Annotated in this window: 18 protein-coding genes; 8 read left to right on the top strand and 10 right to left on the bottom strand. The window is 59.5% G+C overall.

Annotation, left to right across the window (positions count from 1 at the left end; all coding sequences use genetic code 11):
- The first annotated feature begins 567 nt into the window (after positions 1-567).
- Positions 568-978: a nucleoside diphosphate kinase regulator gene (gene rnk / locus RSF91_RS15835; RefSeq protein ID WP_332569319.1), complete on the top strand. Its 411-nt coding sequence runs from the start codon at positions 568-570 to the stop codon at positions 976-978.
- 65 nt (positions 979-1,043) lie between these two features.
- On the opposite strand, the gene RSF91_RS15830 is transcribed toward rnk, so the two are convergent.
- Positions 1,044-2,222, bottom strand: a complete 1,179-nt coding sequence (locus tag RSF91_RS15830; RefSeq protein WP_332569318.1) for an acyltransferase family protein — start codon at positions 2,220-2,222, stop codon at positions 1,044-1,046.
- A 250-nt stretch (positions 2,223-2,472) separates the two neighbouring features.
- Between RSF91_RS15830 and RSF91_RS15825 the strand changes: the two genes are divergently transcribed.
- Positions 2,473-3,063, top strand: a complete 591-nt coding sequence (locus RSF91_RS15825) for a GbsR/MarR family transcriptional regulator (protein WP_332569317.1) — start codon at positions 2,473-2,475, stop codon at positions 3,061-3,063.
- A 33-nt stretch (positions 3,064-3,096) separates the two neighbouring features.
- Here the strand turns inward: RSF91_RS15825 and RSF91_RS15820 are convergent, their stop codons facing one another.
- Entirely contained in the window at positions 3,097-4,170 is a 1,074-nt protein-coding gene (locus RSF91_RS15820; RefSeq protein WP_332569316.1) for a LacI family DNA-binding transcriptional regulator, read from the bottom strand.
- A 166-nt stretch (positions 4,171-4,336) separates the two neighbouring features.
- On the opposite strand from RSF91_RS15820, the gene RSF91_RS15815 reads away from it, so the two are divergent.
- The 6 genes from RSF91_RS15815 to eda all read left to right on the top strand — a co-directional run bounded on the left by RSF91_RS15815 (position 4,337) and on the right by eda (position 10,407).
- Complete coding sequence (locus RSF91_RS15815) at positions 4,337-4,888, top strand: gluconokinase (RefSeq protein WP_332569315.1); 552 nt, start codon at positions 4,337-4,339, stop codon at positions 4,886-4,888.
- A gap of 13 nt (positions 4,889-4,901) precedes the next feature.
- The gene (locus tag RSF91_RS15810) at positions 4,902-5,408 is read left to right on the top strand and encodes a TRAP transporter small permease (RefSeq protein ID WP_332569314.1); all 507 of its coding nucleotides are present in this window, start codon (positions 4,902-4,904) and stop codon (positions 5,406-5,408) included.
- Between the two features lie 10 nt (positions 5,409-5,418).
- Positions 5,419-6,699, top strand: coding sequence for a TRAP transporter large permease (locus RSF91_RS15805; RefSeq protein ID WP_099736192.1), 1,281 nt, complete (start codon positions 5,419-5,421; stop codon positions 6,697-6,699).
- 110 nt (positions 6,700-6,809) lie between these two features.
- Positions 6,810-7,817, top strand: a complete 1,008-nt coding sequence (locus tag RSF91_RS15800; RefSeq protein WP_332569313.1) for a TRAP transporter substrate-binding protein — start codon at positions 6,810-6,812, stop codon at positions 7,815-7,817.
- Positions 7,818-7,936: 119 nt separating this feature from the next.
- Positions 7,937-9,784: a phosphogluconate dehydratase gene (edd, locus tag RSF91_RS15795; RefSeq protein ID WP_332569312.1), complete on the top strand. Its 1,848-nt coding sequence runs from the start codon at positions 7,937-7,939 to the stop codon at positions 9,782-9,784.
- Positions 9,769-10,407: a bifunctional 4-hydroxy-2-oxoglutarate aldolase/2-dehydro-3-deoxy-phosphogluconate aldolase gene (gene eda, locus RSF91_RS15790; protein ID WP_332569311.1), complete on the top strand. Its 639-nt coding sequence runs from the start codon at positions 9,769-9,771 to the stop codon at positions 10,405-10,407. The genes edd and eda overlap by 16 nt, the downstream gene beginning before the upstream one ends.
- A gap of 66 nt (positions 10,408-10,473) precedes the next feature.
- Here eda and cydX read toward each other — a convergent pair whose 3' ends face one another.
- From cydX to RSF91_RS15750, 8 genes are all read right to left on the bottom strand, one after another.
- Positions 10,474-10,614: a cytochrome bd-I oxidase subunit CydX gene (cydX, locus tag RSF91_RS15785; RefSeq protein ID WP_099736188.1), complete on the bottom strand. Its 141-nt coding sequence runs from the start codon at positions 10,612-10,614 to the stop codon at positions 10,474-10,476.
- Positions 10,615-10,638: 24 nt separating this feature from the next.
- Positions 10,639-11,793, bottom strand: a complete 1,155-nt coding sequence (gene cydB, locus RSF91_RS15780) for a cytochrome d ubiquinol oxidase subunit II (RefSeq protein WP_332569310.1) — start codon at positions 11,791-11,793, stop codon at positions 10,639-10,641.
- Positions 11,794-11,816: 23 nt separating this feature from the next.
- Positions 11,817-13,403: a cytochrome ubiquinol oxidase subunit I gene (locus tag RSF91_RS15775; protein ID WP_332569309.1), complete on the bottom strand. Its 1,587-nt coding sequence runs from the start codon at positions 13,401-13,403 to the stop codon at positions 11,817-11,819.
- Positions 13,404-13,439: 36 nt separating this feature from the next.
- Positions 13,440-15,170 (bottom strand): amino acid ABC transporter ATP-binding/permease protein, encoded by a 1,731-nt coding sequence (locus RSF91_RS15770; protein WP_332569308.1) that lies wholly within the window; start codon positions 15,168-15,170, stop codon positions 13,440-13,442.
- Positions 15,167-16,852: a thiol reductant ABC exporter subunit CydD gene (cydD, locus tag RSF91_RS15765; protein WP_332569351.1), complete on the bottom strand. Its 1,686-nt coding sequence runs from the start codon at positions 16,850-16,852 to the stop codon at positions 15,167-15,169. The genes RSF91_RS15770 and cydD overlap by 4 nt, the downstream gene beginning before the upstream one ends.
- A 302-nt stretch (positions 16,853-17,154) precedes the next feature.
- A complete protein-coding gene (locus RSF91_RS15760) occupies positions 17,155-18,111 on the bottom strand; it encodes an NAD(P)H-dependent flavin oxidoreductase (RefSeq protein ID WP_332569307.1) in 957 nt (318 codons plus the stop codon).
- Between the two features lie 229 nt (positions 18,112-18,340).
- Complete coding sequence (locus RSF91_RS15755) at positions 18,341-19,471, bottom strand: ABC transporter substrate-binding protein (RefSeq protein WP_332569306.1); 1,131 nt, start codon at positions 19,469-19,471, stop codon at positions 18,341-18,343.
- 141 nt (positions 19,472-19,612) lie between these two features.
- Positions 19,613-20,022: electron transfer flavoprotein subunit alpha/FixB family protein (locus RSF91_RS15750; RefSeq protein ID WP_332569305.1), on the bottom strand; the 410-nt coding region annotated here is incomplete at its 5' end.

The following is a 20,022-nucleotide window of genomic DNA, read 5'->3' as shown; positions in this document are numbered from 1 at the left end:
TACTGATAGCAAGTCTTCCCTTACAAATAAAATGACGCAAAAAGGCAAGAGCTGTCGCCATCGGACAAAAATCATTTAACCATGAATTACCATAATGAAAACTTATTAACAAATTACCTATTTATCCGATAATTGAATTATCAAAAATTATTTACTCAGACAAGCTTTAAATTAATATTCAACACATTAAAAAATAATTTTTATTTTTACAAAATTCTACGCACATGAGCATTAATAATTTAAAAATTGGATGAAAGAGGAAACTCTTGAAACATTTCAATCAATACTGTGTCAACCAAGAGTTCTAAATCTGCCATAAAAACAGACTCCAACCCTTTACTGACAGGCGTAACACGCTACTTAAATAAGAGCAAATAATGATTTTATTTCGCACTGACCCAGTGCGAGATGACTTGGCACTTCCGCATCCTTGGCTGACAATACAGGGAATGCACCAATTTGGTGCCTATCTGCATGCCTTGGCCCGGACAACACCGTTGCCCGGGCTTTTGTCCGTTCGCGCAACGCCAAAGCGCCACTTACTGCATCTCGCAAGGGAGTCACACCATGGAGCGCAAGCCCAACATCACTTTGTCGTCTTTGGATCTGGAACGCATCGAAACGCTGCTGGAAAAGAACAACAGCCAGTTTCCGGGCCGTGATGCGCTGGAAGCCGAACTGGACCGCGCAGATGTGCTCGACCCGGAAGATATGCCGCCCAATGTGGTGACCATGAATTCGACGGTGCGCTTCACCATGCTCGAAACCAACAAGACCAACACACTGACACTGGTTTACCCCAAGGATATGGATGGCAGCGCCGACAAGGTCTCCATCTTTGCCCCCGTAGGCATTGCCTTGCTGGGTCTGTCTGTAGGCGATGAGTTGAAAATGCCTAGCCCCACGGGTCATCAGGTCACGGTGCGCGTCGATGCCATCGAGTTCCAGCCTGAAAGCTCGGGCGAGTTGCACCGCTAAACCAGCCTGCACTCACAAAAAAAGCAGCCTCATCGGGCTGCTTTTTTTTATGGGTGCCAACAGATTTAACGCAGACCTGCCAGCAAGGTCGTCAGCAAACCGGCGCCAATCAGACCCGCCTGCCAGCGCAGGGCCTGATTCCACGACGAGACATGGCATTCAACCAGCTGGTACAGCGCATAGCCCGCCGTCAGCGACAGCACAAAGGCAAACGGAATGCCCACCACGGCCGCTGTGACCGAGCCATGCCAGAAGTGGTTGACCACCGCATTGACCAGCAGGCAGATGGAGAAGTGGATGAGAAACACCGAATACGAAATCTCACCCAGTCGACGCAGCGGCGCAAAGCCCTTCCAGCGTGCAATGCCCTCGGTGCGCATGCAGATGATCAGCAGCATGGCCGTCACGCCGGCCAGAAAGATACGGTCGCGCCACTCATAAACCAGCGCACCAATGATCAGTGCTGCAATCAGCATGCCCCAGCTCCACGCCGTGATGCGCTTTTCTGCCGCCACGGCCCAGAAGGCCATCATGCCTATGCCATAGGCACCCATGAAGTAAATAGCCCAGACATCAAGCTCAGCATCCAGATTAAAGCTCAGCAGCGATGCCGCCGCGCCTAGCACTACCAGCGCCTGCGCGCCAGTTACGGCCCACGGCCACCAGCGTGCAACCGCTGCATCGCCCCAGCGCGCAGCAATCCGCAGCTGCAGCCAGCGCACCCCGGCCAGCAGCAATACAGTGCCCGCAAACAGCTGAAAGTCGATGGACACATACCAGACACCGGCAGACAGCGACTCCTCACCCACAATGCCTTGCAGCAGCAGCGCATGGGCCATGAGCTGCCAAAGGTCAGGATCCGCAGAGACAGAATCGTGATCAAACCAGGGGCGAATGGCTGCTGAAATCACAATCGTCATCACCAGCGCCACCGCATAGGGAACAAGCAGGCGCACAAAGCGCTTGCCGATCTTGGCCCAGGGCGAATCAAAGCGTGACAAGCCTTGGGGCGCGAGGCTGGCAGCGGCCAGAAAGCCGCCAATCACCAGAAATATCTGCACCGCCATACGGGCGTACTCATACAGCCAGTCCAGCAGGTCTGGCATCACGGGGTGGGCCACATCGGACATCGGGCCGTAAAAGGCAAGGTGATGCCAGACGATAGCGGCGCAAGCCAGCCCCTTGGTGCAATCGAGCAGCGCGCTACGGGAATGAGAGGAAATAGAAGTTGAACTTTGGGACATCTGATCACGGCCACCTGCAGCTAGCAAATCACAGGCAACGAAGTGCGCTTTTGATCCAAGACCCGGAAAGGTCAGAAAGCCGACGTAAAAACAGGTGGCGATTTTGCGCCGATTCCCAACAATTTGCTGACGCGTTGCAAGTGTTACGCAACAAGGCATGCACGGAATCACAAAATTTAATGCTTAAAAGTGCAGGAGTTGCACTCTGGCTTGATCCCGCGCCCTACTGAGAAGTCCATGCAAAGGCACAATGGAGGCCATGACTCAAGCTAAACCACTGCCGGAACTGAGCAGGCAATTTGTTTCGCATTTTGGTGAAATGGGCAGCCGCTGGGGCATTAATCGCACCGTAGGGCAGATCTACGCCCTGCTGTTTATCTCGTCCGAGCCACTGAACGCCGACCAGATTGCCGACACGCTGGAATTTTCCCGCTCCAACGTGAGCATGGGACTCAAGGAACTGCAAGCCTGGCGACTGGTTCAGCTGCGTCATCGTCATCAGCCCGGTGACCGCCGCGAATACTTTCAGGCGCCCGAGGATGTCTGGGAGATTTTCAAACGTCTGGCTGAAGAGCGCCGCCGCCGCGAGATTGAGCCCACACAGTCCATGCTGCGCGCCGCCATGATGGAAGAAGCCAGCTCTGACGAAGAGCGCTATGCCCAGCAGCGCATGCGCGATATGCACGAGCTCATCGACAAGTTGATGAGCTGGTTTGACGATGTGCAGCGCCTATCGCCCGAAACCGCCATGCAGCTCATGGGCATGGGCTCTGCCGTGACCCGTTTGCTCGATCTGAAAGACAAGATTACCGGGCGCGGCAAGTCAGCACCGGAAGCCTGAGCAGCGCGCCGCTCAAGCCGCTTACGTCTCCTATCAGGTGCTAGACCTGGGCACCAAGGTGAAGCCCAGATCCATGCAAGGCTGCTTGACAGCCTCTCCATCCAATAGTTGCAGCAGCATCGTGGCCGCTTTCTCCCCCACCTCGCTTCGTGGAGTATGAATGGTGGTCAGCGGCGGCACCATCTGGTCGCTACCAGGCAAATCGTTGAAGCCCGCTATAGCGACCTGCTGAGGCACCTGCACACCGAGACGACTGGCAGCCAGCAAGGCACCCTGCGCAATGTCGTCATTGCAAAAAAAGATAGCATCTACCGCATGCTGGCTCTTCATCAGAGCTTCAAACTGCCTTGCCCCCAGCGCCATCGATGAGCGTTCGGGGTCAAGGAACTCCAGCGCTGGATCATACAAATTGGCCAGCTTAAGCACCTGACGGAAGCCCTCCAGCCGCTGCATGACCCGTGCATCGAGCTGGGCCGCGCAAAAGGCGATGCGGCGGTAGCCTTTGTCCAGCAGATGCTGCGTGATCTCTGCCCCCGCTTGCGTCTGTGAAAAGCCCACGCTATAGGTATCCTGGCTTCGCTCAGTCGGGCGCAGCTCCATCAGGTGCACACGCGGCACCGGGTTGGCTGCCAGCAGCTTTCGAGACGCTTCACTGTGATCAAAGCCCGTCAACAGCAGGCCTGCCGGGCGCATGGGCAAATAGGCTCGCAGCAGTTGCTCCTCTTCTTGCGGGTCGTAGTGCGTTACGCCAATCAGCATGTGATAGCCACGCGCAAACAACACCTTGTGCGCGGCCTCCAGCACATCCACAAACAGCGTGTTTGACAGCATGGGCACCAGCACCAGCACCTGTGTGCTTTTTTGCGATGCCAGCGCGCGGGCAGCAAGGTCAGGCACATAACCCAGAGAAGCCGCCACCTCACGCACCTTCTCAACCAGCGCTGGCGCGACTCGGCGCTCCCCCCGCAAGGCGCGCGAGACCGTCATTGAGCTGACACCCGCTGCCTCTGCCACATCGCTGAGCGTGACCCTTCCGCTGGCACGTGAGCGACGTGAGTTCGCGGGTTCAGAGCTGCGATCAGCTTGAGGATTTGAGGCGCGAGGCAAGGGAATCTCCTAATTAAACGTGGATTCAGCAATGATATGATAGCGCTAACCAAACAATTTTGATCACCTATCTGCAGCCGGTTCAGCTCTGAAGTCTACGAGTTCTGCGTAGTTCGGAGTTTCTCGCGGCGCATTTTTTTGACCAGCAAGGATAGCGCTATCCAAAATGAATAACAACAAGCTAGACACCCCTCAAACCATGGTCGCACTGGTCATCATGGGTGTTTCCGGCTGCGGGAAGTCCAGTGCCGGGCAAGCTATTGCACAGCAGTTGGGCTGGGAACTGGTGGAAGGCGACAGCTACCACTCGCAGCAGAGCGTAGACAAGATGGCGGCTGGCATTGCACTGAATGATGAAGACCGCCAAGGCTGGCTCGAGCGCCTTTCCCAGCGGCTCAGTCAAGCCAGCGCCAGCCATAGCGTGGTGCTCACCTGCTCTGCCCTCAAGCACAAATACCGCGAGCAATTGCGCAGCGCCCAGCATCTGGGCTTTGTATTTCTGGAGCTGAACTACGAAACTGCTCTGACCCGCGTGCAGACCCGGCCCGGACATTTCTTTTCTCCTGAACTCGTGGCCAACCAGTTCGCCACGCTGGAAGACCCGCGCCTTGAGCCCGACGTGCTGACCATCAGCGCCACCACAGAGCTGGGCGAGATCGCCCGCCAGGTGCAGCAGTGGCTAAGCAACCAAACACCTGCATCGCCAATACAGAAATAACCGGAAGCCAACGATGTCAACAAACAACCCAACAGAGCAAGAGCGCAAGCCACTGCTCAAACGGCTGGCCGAAGGGCTGATGGTGCTGGCCTTGGCCGGCATGGTGATTGCCGTCTTCATCAACGTGGTGCTGCGCTACGTCTTTCACACCAGCATCGTGTCATACGAAGAAATCTCGCGTCTGCTGTTCGTCTGGCTGGTCGCTATTGGCTCCATCGTGGCCGCGTTTGAAGGCGCACACCTGGGCTTTGACATGGTCACGTCCCGAGTAGGACCTGTCACCCGCAAGGTGCTGTTCTGGGTTTCACAATTGCTGATTACCGCCTGCATGGTGCTGCTGCTGTGGGGCTCTTGGGAACAGGTACTGGCAGGCTGGAGCAGCTACAGCACGGTGCTGGGCTACCCACTGGCGCTGGGCGCCGCGGCAACGCTGGTGCTGGCCATTGGCATGCTGGTCGTGGTGGTGCGCGACATGATTCGCGGCACCCCCACCGAATCTTCTGAAACCAGCGTGGAGTAAGGAGAGCGCCATGGTTGTAACCCTGATTTTTCTGGCCGTTCTGATTGGCGGCATGGTCATTGGCATGCCGATTGCGCATTCGCTGATCCTCACCGGCGTGGCCCTGATGTGGCACCTGGACTTCTTCGACACTCAGTTGCTGGCGCAAAACCTGCAAGCGGGTTTTGACAACTTCCCGCTGCTGGCCGTTCCCTTCTTCATTCTGGCCGGCGAGCTGATGAATGCGGGCGGTCTGTCGCGCCGCATCATCGATCTGGCCCGCGCCTTTGTGGGTCATATCCCCGGCGGTCTCGGCTATGTGGCTATTGGCGCTGCCGTGCTGCTGGCGTCCATGAGTGGCTCGGCCATTGCCGACACTGCTGCTCTGGCCACCATCTTGCTGCCCATGATGCGCGACCAGAAGTACCCCGACAGCTACAGCGCAGGTCTGCTGGCTTCGGGCGGCATCATCGCCCCCATCATTCCGCCGTCCATGCCCTTTGTGATTTATGGCGTGACGACGAATACCTCCATCAGCAAGCTGTTTCTGGCAGGCGTGTTCCCCGGCCTCTTCATGGGTGCCTTCCTCATCGCCGCATGGTGGTTTATTGCCCGTAAGTTCAAGCTGGCATCGGGTGAGCGCGTGGGCTGGGGTCTGCGCATGAAGGCAATTTTCAAGAGCTTCTGGGCCATGATGATGCCGGTCATCATTCTGGGTGGTCTGAAGGGCGGAGTCTTCACCCCCACCGAAGCTGCCGTGGTTGCCGCTGTCTATGCGCTGTTTGTCTCCATGGTGGTTTACCGCGAGATGAACTGGAACAAGCTCTACGCCGTGTTTCTGGCTGCCGCCAAGACCACCGCTGTCGTCATGTTCCTGTGCGGTGCAGCGACTGTGACGGCCTACATGATCACGCTGGCCGACCTGCCCAATATGCTGGCCGACAGCTTTGCCGGCCTGCTGGACCAGCCCGTGCTGTTCATGGCCGTGATGATGATCTTCCTGCTGGTTGTGGGTACCGCCATGGACCTGACACCGACCATCCTGATCTTCGGCCCCGTCTGCGCACCACTGGCTGTCAAGGCGGGTATCGACCCCGTCTACTTCGGCTTCATGTTCATCTATGTGGGCTGTATTGGCCTGATTACCCCGCCCGTGGGCACGGTGCAGAACGTGGTGGCTGGCGTAGGCAAATTGCGCATGGAAACCGTCATCAAGGGCACCAACCCCTTCCTGATGGTTTATGTGGTGCTGGCTGCGTTGTTTGTGATGTTCCCGCAACTAGTGACAACGCCACTCAAGTGGCTGCACTAAGTCCATCAAACACTCTTGTTTTCATAGCTGGATGCGCAATACCTGCCTGCGTATCCAGCCCATTTCACTTTAACAACAGGGCTCTGGCCCATTCAAGCAAGGAGACGGTCATGCGTATCAAATTTGCAGTCACAGCCCTCACAGCCATGTTGCTGGCAACGGGTGCCGTTCAGGCTCAGGACTTCAAGCCCCGCCTTGTGCGCTTTGGCTACGGTCTGGTGGAAGACTCCAACCAGGGCCGCGCCGTGCGCATGTTTGCCAAGGAAGTCGAAAAAGCCACGGGTGGCAAGATGAAGGTGCGCGCCATCGGCAACGCGGCCTTGGGCTCCGACACCCAGATGCAGCAAGCCTTGATTGGCGGCGCCCAGGAAATGATGGTTGGCTCTACCGCTACGCTGGTCGGCCTGACGCCTGAAATGGCCATCTGGGACACCCCCTTCCTGTTTGCCAACACCAAGGAAGCGGATGCCGTGCTGGACGGCCCCGTGGGCGATAAAGTCAAGGCCAGCCTGGAGCCCAAGGGCATGGTCGGCCTGGCTTACTGGGAAAACGGTTTCCGCAACCTGACCAATAACAAGCGCCCCATCACCAAGCTAGAAGACCTGCAAGACGTGAAGCTGCGTGTGATGCAGAACAACGTCTTCCTCGATAGCTTCAAGACGCTGGGCGCCAACGCTGTGCCCCTGCCCTTCTCCGAGCTGTTTACCGCGCTGGAGACCAAGGCAGTGGACGGACAGGAAAACCCGTTCAACACCGTGCTTTCCAGCAAGTTCTATGAAGTGCAGAAGTACCTGACGGTCTCCAACCACGTCTACAGCCCCTGGATCGTCACCGTCAGCAAGAAGTGGTGGGACACGCTGAGCCCGGCTGAAAAGAAAGTGCTGCAAGACGCTGCCATCAAGAGCCGCGACTTCGAGCGTAAGGACACGCGTGAAGAAGCTACCAAGGCACTGGCTGAAATCAAGGCCAAGGGCATGCAGGTCAATGAGCTGCCCGCTGCAGAAGCTGGCCGCATGCGCGAAAAGCTGAACACGGTGAACGCAGGCATTGCCAAGACCGTGGGTCAAGGCACCTGGGATTCCGTGCAAGCTGCCGTCAAGCAAGCGCGGGCCAAGTAAGCCTGCTCCCGCAGTCGCCACGGCCGCAAGCAGCTTCTCTCATGAGGCGCTCCGTGGCGGCTTTTTTCCTTCCAGATGCATGAGCGCAAAACGCTCCTGCATCACCAAAAATTCTCATCATGGCAGTCCATCCCGTACTCGCTCAAGTCACGCGGCGCATTCAGGAGCGCAGCCACGCCACCCGCACCGACTATCTGGAGCAGGTTGACGCCATGGCCGCCCGCCCGCCCCAGGTTCGCAGCATGGGCTGCGCCAACGTGGCACACGCCTTTGCCGCGCTTCCCGGTGCCGACAAGATCCGCATCGTTGAAGAAAAAGGCCCCAACATCGGCATCGTCACCGCCTATAACGACGTTCTGTCTGCCCATGCGCCGTTTGCACGCTACCCCGACATCCTGAAAGACGAAGCCCGCCGCAATGGCGCCACCGCTCAGGTTGCCGGCGGCGTGCCCGCCATGTGCGACGGTGTGACCCAGGGCATGCCCGGCATGGAGCTGAGCCTGTTCAGCCGCGATGCGATTGCCATGTCCACCGCCATTGCGCTGACCCACGACACATTTGACGCAGCGCTGATGCTGGGGGTGTGCGACAAGATCGTTCCCGGCCTGCTGATTGGCGCGCTGCACTTCGGCCATCTGCCCACGGTGTTTGTGCCCGCAGGGCCCATGACATCGGGCCTGTCCAACAACGAAAAAGCCAAGGTTCGCGAACTGGCGGCGCAAGGTCTGGTGGGCCGGCAAGAGCTGCTGGCTGCTGAAAATGCGGCCTATCACGACCAGGGCACTTGCACCTTCTACGGCACGGCCAACAGCAATCAGATGCTGCTTGAAGCCATGGGCCTGCATGTGCCTGGCACCTCCTTCATCAACCCCGCCGAAGCCGAACGCGAGCTGCTGACACGCGAAGCCATGCGCACCGTGCTGTCCATCACCCACCACAAGCGCTTTACGCCCATTGGCCGCTTGGTGGATGAGCGCTGCGTCGTCAACGCCATGGTGGCCCTGCTGGCCACAGGTGGCTCCACCAACCACCTGATTCACTGGGTGGCCGTGGCCCGTGCGGCGGGCATCATCATTGACTGGGACGATTTTGAACAGCTGTCCTCCGTGGTACCACTGCTGGCGCGCATCTACCCCAATGGCAGTGCCGATGTGAACCAGTTTCAGCGCGCAGGCGGCCCCGGCTATGTCATCGCCCAGCTGCTGCAGGCCGGGCTGATGCATGACGATGTGCTCACCGTGCGCGAAGACGGCATGGCCGCCTTTGGCCGTATCCCCCATGTCGAGAACGACAGCCTGCTCTGGAAAGATGCAGGCGCATCGGGCGACGATGACGTGCTGCGCCCGGCTAGTGCACCGTTTAGCCCCACGGGTGGACTCAAACTGCTCAAGGGCAATATGGGCCGCAGCGTGATCAAGGTCAGCGCCGTGCCCGAAGACCGCCACCACCTGCAAGCCCCCGCATGGGTGTTTGATTCGCAGGACGAGCTGCAAGCCGCCTTCAAATCTGGCGCGCTGGAGCAAGCCTGCCAGAGCAATGGCTACAACGGCGTGGTCTGCGTAGTGCGCTGGCAAGGCCCGCAGGCCAACGGCATGCCAGAGCTGCACAAGCTGACCCCGCCACTGGCCGTGCTGCAAGGCAAGGGCTACAAAGTGGCACTGGTGACCGATGGCCGCATGAGCGGCGCTTCCGGCAAAGTGCCCGCCGCCATTCACCTCAGCCCCGAAGCTCTGGCAGGCGGCCCGCTGGCCAAGGTGCGCAGCGGCGACCTGATTACCCTGAATGCCAGCACCGGCGAGTTACAAGCTGAAGTGAGCGAGGCCGAATGGGCATCGCGCGAACTGGCTCAGATGCCTGAGACCCTGAAGCGAAGCAACGGCCGGGGGCTGGGCCGGGAACTGTTTGCCGGATTCCGGCGCAATGCGCTCAGCGCAGAAGAAGGAGCGTGCACATGGCTACTCAACTAACAGCCCTTTCCATCATGCAAGATGCGCCGGTCATCCCGGTCATCGTGCTGCACAAGGTCGAGCATGCTGTCCCCATGGCCAAGGCATTGCTGGCCGGCGGTGTTCGCGTGCTTGAAGTCACGCTGCGCACCCCTCAGGGTCTGGCCTGTATCGAAGCCATTGCCAAGGCTGTGCCCGAAGCCATCGTCGGCGCAGGCACCGTTCGCAATGCAGCAGACGCCGCCGCCGCCGCACGCGCAGGTGCGCGCTTTGCGGTCAGCCCCGGCTACACCAGCAAGCTGGGGCAGGCCTGCCGCGATCTGGACTTGCCACTGCTGCCCGGCGTAGCCACCAGCGGCGAAATCATGATGGCGCAGGACGATGGCTTTAACGAGCTGAAGTTCTTCCCAGCCCTGCAGTCCGGCGGTGCACCCATGCTCAAGGCCTGGCAAGGCCCGTTTAGCGATGTGCGCTTTTGCCCCACGGGTGGCATCTCGCCTGCCAACGCGGCCGAATTTCTCGCTCTGTCCAATGTGGTCTGTGTGGGCGGCTCATGGCTGGTTCCTGCCAGCGCGCTGGACAGCGGTAACTGGTCGCAGATCACCGACCTTGCACTGGCCACGCTGACGCTGCGCCAAAGCTGAAAATCATCAGGGCACAAAAAAAGCCCGGCTGGCAAAAACCAGTCGGGCTTTTTTGTTTCAGCTCACTCAGGCCTCTGGGAGCGAGTTGGTCTCTTCCAGCAGGCGACGACGAGTCACCTCATCTTCCGTCAGCTCAAACCACATGGCGTTGAGCACCGCAAAAGCAGCTGCCAGCGGCAGGCCGAGCAACCAGGAGAAATACCACATATTCAGTCCCTTCCTTCTTGTTGATTAGTAAGAGTGACCTTGGCCAGTCGCAATGGCCTTGATATCCACCTTGCCTCGCAGCACCGAGTACACCCAGCTGGTGTAAATCAGGATTAGTGGCAAAAAGATCCCCACGCAGACCAGCATGATGAACAGCGTCATGTGGCTGGAAGACGAATCCCAGACCGTCAGGCTAAAGCGCGGATCAATGGTGGAAGGCAAGATCATGGGGAACATGGCAGCGCCCACAGTCAAGATGACGCAGGCGATGGCCAGACCACTGCCCAGCAGGCTGATCCATTCGCGGCGGCTGCGCAGACCCACGGCCACGACCAGCGGCATAAGCAGCCCTATGCCCGGAAGCAGCCACAGCATCGGATAGGCCTTGAAGTTGGCCAGCCAGGCACCCGCAGCCATTTCAGCCGTCTTGTTCAATGGATTGGAAGCCCCCAGCGGATTGATGTCGCTGGTAATCACATAGCCGTTGATACCTGTTGCCAGCCAGATGCCTGCCGCAGCAAACAGCAGCGTTGTCAGCACAGCCGCCACCGAGCCATAACGCGCGGCGCGCGCCGACACTTCGCCGTCGGTCTTGAAGACCAGCCAGGCCGCACCGTGCATCAGCAGCATGCAAAGCGACACCAGACCACACAGCAGCGCAAACGGCGTCAGCAGCCCAAAGAAAGTGCCGTCGTAGTAAATGCGCATGTCATCCGCCAGGCGGAAAGGTACGCCCAAAATCACATTCCCCACGGCTACGCCAAACAGCAGTGACGGCACCAGACCCGTGATGCACAGCACCCAGTCCCAGCGGTTGCGCCATGCCGCATCTTCGTGCTTGCTGCGGAACTTGAAGGCCACGGGGCGTAGGATCAGCGGCACTAGCACGGCAAACATGGCCAGATAAAAGCCCGAAAAGGACACCGCGTACAGCTGCGGCCAGGCGGCAAAGATGGCGCCGCCGCCCAGAATCAGCCACACCTGGTTGCCTTCCCACACCGGGCCCACCGAGTTGATGGCCGTGCGGCGCTCCACATCAGTCTTGGCAGTGGCACGCAGCAGACCCATGGCTCCCAGGTCAAAGCCATCGGTCACGGCAAAGCCTACCAGCAGCACCCCCATCAGCAGCCACCAGATGACGCGCAGCACGTCGTATGTAATTAGTTCATGCAAGATCATTTGCTCATACTCCTTGCGGGCCTTCAGCGGGCACTGGCCAGTTTCTTGATCATGGGTTCGTAAAAGCTCAGGTGCGGCTCACTCTCATGCTCCGGCCCCTTCTTGATAGCGCGCACCAAAAGCTTGAGTTCGATCACCAGCATCACGGTGTAGATCAACACAAAGCCCACAATCGTCAGCAGCAATGTGCCAGCGCCCAGGTTAGACACCGCCATGGCCGTGGGCAGCACGCCCTCGATGATCCAGGGCTGGCGACCCAGCTCAGCCACCACCCAGCCGCATTCCGCAGCAATCCAGGGCAGAGGAATGGACAGCACGGCGACCTTCAGAAGCCAAGGGTAGGCATCCAGCTTGTGACGCATGGACAGGTAGAAGAACGTGCCGGTCAGCACGATGAAGAACATGCCCAGTGCCACCATGATGCGGAAAGTCCAGAACAGTGGCCCCACTGGCGGAACGGTGTCCATGGCTGCTTGCTTGATCTGCTCTTCAGTCGCCTTGCGCGGGTCATCCACATAGCGCATCAACAGCAGGGCGTAACCCATGTTGGTGCCGTTGTTCTCAAAGCGCAGACGGGCTTCGGCAGGAATCTCCGCATCGCTTTTGGCGGCGCGAATGGTCTGCAACGCGTCATAGGCGTCGATACCGTTGCGGATATTGCCCTCGGCACTCTTGACCAAATCGTTGATGCCGGGAATTTCGGTGGTCAGCGAGCGTGTTCCGATCAGACCCATGACCCACGGGATGTGCACGGCAAAATGGGTCTCACGCGCTTCGCGGTCGGGGAAACCGAAGGCGGTGAACGCGGCCGGAGCAGGCTCTGTCTCCCACATGGCCTCGATGGAAGCCAGCTTCATCTTCTGATGCTCGGAGGACAGATAGCCTGACTCGTCACCCAGCACCACCACGGACAGCGACGCCGCCAGGCCAAAGGATGCTGCCACGGTCATCGATCGCTTGGCCAGGTGCAGGTGCCGCCCCTTGAGCAGATACCAGGCCGAGACCCCCAGCACAAACAGCGAAGCCATCACATACCCAGCCGACACGGTGTGTACAAACTTGGCCTGCGCTACCGGGTTGGTCAGCACGGCAAAAAAGTCAGTCACTTCCATGCGCATGGTCTGCGGATTGAAGGCGGCACCCACCGGGTTCTGCATCCAGCCGTTGGCCACCAGAATCCACAGCGCCGAGAAGTTGGTGCCAATCGCCATCAGGCAAGTCACCATCAGGTGCTTGACCTTGGAGAGGCGATCCCACCCGAAGAAAAACAGGCCCACAAAGGTGGCTTCCAGGAAGAAGGCCATCAGACCTTCAATCGCCAGCGGCGCACCGAAGATGTCACCCACATAGTGGCTGTAGTAGCTCCAGTTCATGCCGAACTGAAACTCCATCACCACGCCGGTCGCTACGCCCATGGCGAAGTTGATACCAAACAGCACGCCCCAGAACTTGGTCATATCGCGCCAGATGGTACGCCCGGTCATCACAAACACCGTCTCCATGATGGCGATGAGAATGGACAGGCCCAGCGTCAGCGGCACAAATAAAAAGTGGTAGAGCGCCGTTACCGCGAACTGTAGTCGCGATAGATCGACGATATCGAGGTCCATGGTCAGGTCCTTTCTCTCGGTCAACTAAAAAACAAATCACACATTCGGTGTCGCCATGCCCGTGGCCATTGCCGGTTTCGCTTTCACAGCATCAGCGCGCAGACCCGCAATCGCCTGCTCAAACTCGGGGGTACCACGCTGGGCATCCATCAGCACGCGCCCGGCTTGCATGCGCACAATGCGGTCGGCCATCAGGGCTTCGCGCTGCCAGTGCGTGGCAAAAACAAGGGTTCGACCTTTCGCAGCCTGCTCTAGCCGATGCAGCACATCGGCGGCAGTCACGGCATCCAGCCCTTCGGTGGCTTCATCCAGCAGGCAGCAAGGCGCATCGCTGAGCAGCAAACGCGCCAGCGCCAGGCGGCGCGACTGGCCGCCAGACAAGCCCAGACCGCCCTCGCCCAGCAAGGTATCCAGCTGCTGCGGCAGCGCCTTCACATCCTGCTCAAGCCCTGCGGCTTGCAGCGCATTCCACAGCTGCGCATCGCTGGCTTGCGGATTGGCCAGGCGCAGGTTGTCACGCAGGCTGTCTTGAAACAACTCGGTTCTTTGCGTCATCCAGCTGCAGCGCTGCGCCAGCAACTGCCCAGACTGCACCGGCAGTTCACCGGCAATGGCATTGAGCAACGTGGTCTTGCCTGCGCCGCTGGCGCCCATCAGCACCACGCGCTCGCCCTGGCGAATCGTCAAATCAACAGGGCCCAGCTGGCGCAGCTGAACCTGACGCAGCTCTATGGCGTGATGTTCTGGTTGCCCAATCGTCACCATCGGCTCTGCATCAGCATTTTTGGCCAGCGCCGGGCCAAGGCGACGCACGGCCAGCCATGTGCGCCCGGCTTCTGTCGCACCACGGCGCAAGGCGGCAAAGGGTTCCATCGCTGACAACGCCAGCAAAATGCCCAGCGCTGCTACGGGCCCGTTGATGCGTCCCTGCTCCATCAGCCAGGCCATCAAGATCATGGCTGCACTTAAAGTAATAGCAGATACCGCACCATAGGCTTGCGTTACAGCCGCTTCAGACTGGTAAAGCTGCTCGTCCGCACGGGCACCGCGTGCATCGGCACTCAGCACTTTTTGCATCTGTGCGGGCAACTGGCCTGCCATCAGTAAATCGGTCTGACCAGCGACCAAATCGACGGTCTGGGCGCGCAGCATTTCAAGCGCCATGGCGCGGCGCACGGCGCTCTTGCGACTACGCAGGCCATGCCACAAGGCAATACCCCAGCCCGCCAGCAGCAACCAGACCAACGCCAGCAGCCCCAGCCAGCCGTGCATCAAACCAAAGGCCAGAGCCAGCAGCAAGGCTGCACCGAAGGCGGCAACGGCAGGCACTAGCAGTCGAAGATAAAGGTTGTCCAGCGCATCGACGTCTGCGGTCAGGCGCTGCAGCAGTCGAGCCGGGCGTTGCAGCAGCAGGCGGGCGGCCTGTGGTGCAGCCCAGCTGCGAAACAGTTTTTCGCGCAGCGCAGCCAGAACGGCCAGCGTGGCATCGTGGGTGACCAGTCTCTCTGCATAACGTGCGCCGGTGCGGCCCACGGCCAACAGGCGAATGCCAGCCGATGGCATGAACACATCAAACACCAGCGCCGTAGCAGGCAGCAGCCCGGCCAGCGCGGTGGCGGCAATGAACCAGCCGGACAAGCCCAGCAAGGCCATGCCCATGACCACCGTGAGCGCAGCCAGCGCCGCGCCACCCAGCCAGAGTTTGCGGGGTGCCATATGAGCCAGTTCACGCAGGACCTGGCCCAGTGTCTGCAGATTACGGCTCATACACCCTCCTTGCAGAATGCGGCGTCCAGATGAGTGCTCACACCCACCGCAGACAACGCGATCACACGGTCCGTTGACGATGCTAACTCAGCATCATGGGTGGCAACAATCAGCGTACGCCCTGCTGCGATCTGTTTGAGGGACTGTGCAATCTGGCGGGCGGTCTCTGTATCCAAGTGGGCAGTAGGTTCATCAACCAGCAGCAGTCCTGCTGACGGATTGGCCGCCAGCCGTGCCAGTGCCAGTCGCACCACCTCGCCGCCAGACAGGCCAGAGCCGCCCTCACCCAGACTCATTCCAGGTCTTTCGGCCAGCACCTGGTCCAGCGCGGCTTGGCGGGTCGCTTGTGCGATTTGATCGCCCGCCACCCCTGCGCGGCCCAGCCCTATATTGCGCGCCACAGAACCGGCAAAAACATGGGGCTGCTGGCTCATCCACGCCATGCGGGCGCGCAGCGCTGCGGCGGTCTGAGTATTGAGCAACTGGCCGTCTATGCGAATTTCGCCCTCTTGCACGGGCAGCAAGCCCGTCAGCTGGGCCAGCAGCACCGATTTGCCACTGCCGCTGGGGCTCCACAGCGCCACATGCTCACCCGCCTGCACTTGCAGAGAGACAGGGGCCAGCTGGGTCTGAGCACCAGGGGCCTGAACATTCAGACCCGAAATGCTCACTGACGCGCCCTGGTATTGCGTAAGACGCTCACTTTCTTGCAGCGACTGCACATCACCCACCACCCGCACAGTTTGCTGCTGCAAGTCTTGCAAGGTCTTGAGGGCGGCCTCGCCAGCAGCGCGGTCATGCCAGACAGCAGACAGGTCGCGCAGTGGCTCAAAAAACGCGGGGGCCAGCAGCAGCACAAACAGGGCCTGCCCCAGACTGAGCTTATCGCCCCAAGCGCCAAAGTTCAGCGTACCCAGCAGATGAAAGCCGATGTAGACGGCGACCATGGCCACGCCCAGCGCCGAAAAAAGCTCCAGCACGGCAGAGGACAAAAAGGCGATGCTCAGCACGCGCATGGTGCGGGTACGCAGGTCTTCAGCGTGGCTGCGCAGGCGCTGCGCCGTCAAATCCACAGCGTGCAGAGCGCGCAAAGTGCTCAGGCCGCGCAGGCGGTCCAGCAAAAAAGCATTCATGTGACCGAGCTGCAGCATCTGCTCTTCGCTGGCGGCCTTGGCACGCCAGCCCACAATCGCCATGAACAATGGAATCAGCGGCGCAGCTACTATCAAAATCAAAGCTGCAACCCAAGACTGACTGGCCACTGCAGCCACCATGACCAATGGCAGCAGGCGCACGCGCAGCATGGCGCTCTGATAACGCGACAGCCAGGGGACGATGGCTTCGGCCTGCTCTGCCACCGCACTGGCGGCCAAGCCAGATGGGGCACGCGCTTTATCCAGTGGCGATGCCTGTGCCAGGGCTTGCACCACCTGTTCGCGCAAACGACTGAGCTGTGTACGCGCAGCGCGATTGGCCTGCAATGCGCCGTGGCCTTCTGCCCAGGCACGCACCAAGCCCAGCAGCAACACACCCAGCGCCATGGGCCAGACGCGGCTCACACCCAGCCCATTCGCCATGGTTTGCACGGCCCAGGCGAGTAAGGCAGCCTGCGGCAGCCAGATCAAACCCGCCAGAACCTGCCACACCGCTCCTGCGCTGGGTCTGCGGATGACGTCGGTCATGGCAGTTTTTCCCGCAGCGGCATCAGCATCAGAGGTGAATGGGGGCATGGATTGAGATTTTTAATTTTCAGTAATTACTGAAATTAACGTAATAATACTTTCTTTTGACAATCATCATGGCTTTCGTTTCAAAAGCCAATGGCAGGATTTGAGCGACATTGACATCCATCAAGCACAGAGTGACTTGATACGAGTCAACCCTTTTTTACACACTTTCGTCACTTTTGAGCAAGCTAAAGTCAGCTTTCGCTCATAAAAAAGGCACCCGAGGGTGCCATTGCTTTGGATACTGAAGCGCTGCCTCAAGCAGCCAGCAAACTGGCCTTGGCCTGCGCGTACTCGCGCTTGAGGCGTGCCACCAGCTCGGCAGTGGGCTGCACCTTATCCACAGCGGCAATGCCCTGACCGCAGCCCCAGATGTCCTTCCACGCCTTTTGCGCACCGCCCCCAAAGTTCATCTTGCTGGGGTCGGATTCAGGCAGGTTATCCGGGTCCAGACCTGCTGCACGAATCGACGGTGCCAGGTAGTTGCCGTGCACGCCGGTGAACAGGTTGCTGTAGACCACATCGTCGGATGTGCCCTCGACAATCGCCTGCTTGTAGGCGTCGGTTGCACGCGCTTCATCGGTGGCGATAAAGGCCGAGCCGATATAAGCAAAGTCTGCACCCATGGCCTGAGCAGCCAGCACAGCACCGCCGGTGGCGATGGCGCCAGACAGAGCCAGAGGGCCGTCAAACCACTGGCGAATTTCCTGCACCAGCGCAAACGGGCTTTTCTCGCCTGCGTGGCCGCCTGCACCAGCCGCCACGGCGATCAGGCCATCAGCACCTTTTTCAATCGCCTTGCGCGCAAACTTGTTGTTGATGATGTCGTGCAGCACCACGCCGCCCCAGCTGTGCACGGCCTGATTCACGTCCTCGCGCGCGCCCAGACTGGTGATGACGATGGGCACCTTGTACTTGGCGCAGACCTGCATGTCGTGCTCCAGTCGGTCATTGCTTTTGTGCACGATCTGGTTGATGGCGAACGGGGCCGAGGGCTGCTCCGGATGGGCCTTGTCCCATGCGGCCAGCGTTTCAGTGATCTCGGCCAGCCAGTCTTCCAGCAAATCTGCCGGGCGGGCGTTGAGCGAAGGCATGGAGCCAACGATGCCGGCCTTGCACTGCTCAATCACGAGCTTGGGATTGCTGATGATAAAAAGCGGCGAGCCAATGACCGGCAAAGCCAGCTTTTTAAGGGCGGGTGGCAGTTTGGACATGTGTTTGTCTCCTTATCCGTTTTATACAAAAAAAAGAGCTGTAACGCTTATACAGAGTGCGCAAGCAGCTCTTATTTCAGAAGCAGTTCTTTGACAGATGAATGAACTGGCCTGAGGCCAGTTTCACCCGCCTGAATGCTGCTTCCTGTCCCGTTGGCAACAGTGCTTATTGCGTGTGTCGTGCCGCTACAAAAAAGGCCTGTGAGCAGAGTTGCTACAGGCCTTTTTCTTATTGCGTCACCCGCCCTGCGGCGTTGACGATGGACAAGTCCACATACTTAGACCCGACCTGACCGGGCTTGAAACTCACCCAGTAGCCACCCAGGTCATAGGCCTCCAGCCCACGCAGGGCCGTGCTGACTTTCTCAGGCGTGACGGGCTGGCTGCGGCGCATGGCTTCCACGATGACCTTGGCATTCACATAGCCTTCCATCATGGCAAAGCTCACCGGCACCTGCAGCGTCTTACCTGCAGCAATGGTGGCGTCGCGGAATTCTTTGTTGAGCTTGCCGGAGACCTTGTAGGGGCTGGGCACGACCTGCGCAATCGACAGGCCGCTCATGTATTCCACCGGCAGGCGCTTGGCCAGTTGCTCGATATCGGCCTCAGCCGTGGCGTAGACCTGCGCCGTGCCACCATCCATGCGGTAAGCCTCGACAAAAGCCGCTGTAGCCGTGCTGGATGCCACCAGCAAGATAGCCTGAGCCGAAGCCTTTGCAGCCTGCAAATCTTGCACGGCCTTGTCAGAGCTACCCTTGTTCTTGACCATGGCCGTAGCGACCAGCTTGGCACCACTTGGTGTCACAGCCTTGGTAATCAAAGCGGTCAAATCCTGTGCATCGGGGCGCTCTTCAAACACCAGTGCCAGACGGGTAATGCCGACAGTTGCCAGATGCGTAGAAATCTTGGCAATCTGCTCAGACAGACCGGCGCGCGTGGCAAACAACTGGGGAGAAGCCAGCACGCGAGTGTCCGTGCTTTGATAGCCGACGATCGGAATCTGCGAGCCATCCAGCGCCTTGCTCTCCAGCAGCGCCGACAAGTTGCGGTTGCCAAAGTAGCCGGCCAGCACCACAGGCTTGGACTCGCTGAGCAGCTTGCGGGTCTTGGCCACGGTTTCGTCGGGGTGGCCCAGATCATCCTGCACCGCCAGCTCTACCGGCTGGCCCTGCACACCACCGGCCTTGTTGACCTGATCAAAGTACAGACGCATGCCCTGTGCATAGGCGCGACCCTGACTGGCCTCGGACCCTGACATCGGCGCCACCTGCCCCACCGTCCAGGCCTGCGCCACCAGCGCCGCCCCTGCGCACAGCGCAACCAATCCCCCACGAGCCCAAACCCAATGCTTGCGATTCATCCAGCGTCTCCCTCTCCAACATGGCAACGGGCCTGAAGTGGCCCATGCTGCTGCGGAATTATTGTTGATGACCTCGGTCCGGCGCAGCTAGCGCGCATGGAAAAAGAGGGGCCTCAAGCCCCTCTTTTGATGTACGCCAAATTACAGCGCCTTGACCAGTTCCGGCACTGCCGTGAACAGGTCTGCTTCCAGACCGTAATCAGCCACCGAGAAGATCGGTGCCTCAGGGTCCTTGTTGATCGCCACGATCACCTTGGAGTCCTTCATGCCAGCCAGATGCTGAATGGCACCCGAGATACCGCAGGCAATGTACAGCTGAGGCGCCACGATTTTGCCGGTCTGGCCCACTTGCAGGTCGTTAGGGGCGTAGCCCGCATCGACGGCTGCGCGCGAGGCGCCAATGGCAGCACCCAGCTTGTCGGCCAGGGGCGACATGACTTCGGTGAACTTCTCGGCCGAGCCCAGAGCACGACCGCCGGAGACGATGATCTTGGCAGCGGTCAGTTCAGGGCGCTCGCTCTTGGTCACTTCGCGGCCCACAAAGGCGCTCT

This window comes from Comamonas sp. (genome assembly GCF_036643215.1).
Classification (GTDB): domain Bacteria; phylum Pseudomonadota; class Gammaproteobacteria; order Burkholderiales; family Burkholderiaceae_C; genus Comamonas.
This window is presented reverse-complemented; position numbering and strand designations above follow the sequence as displayed.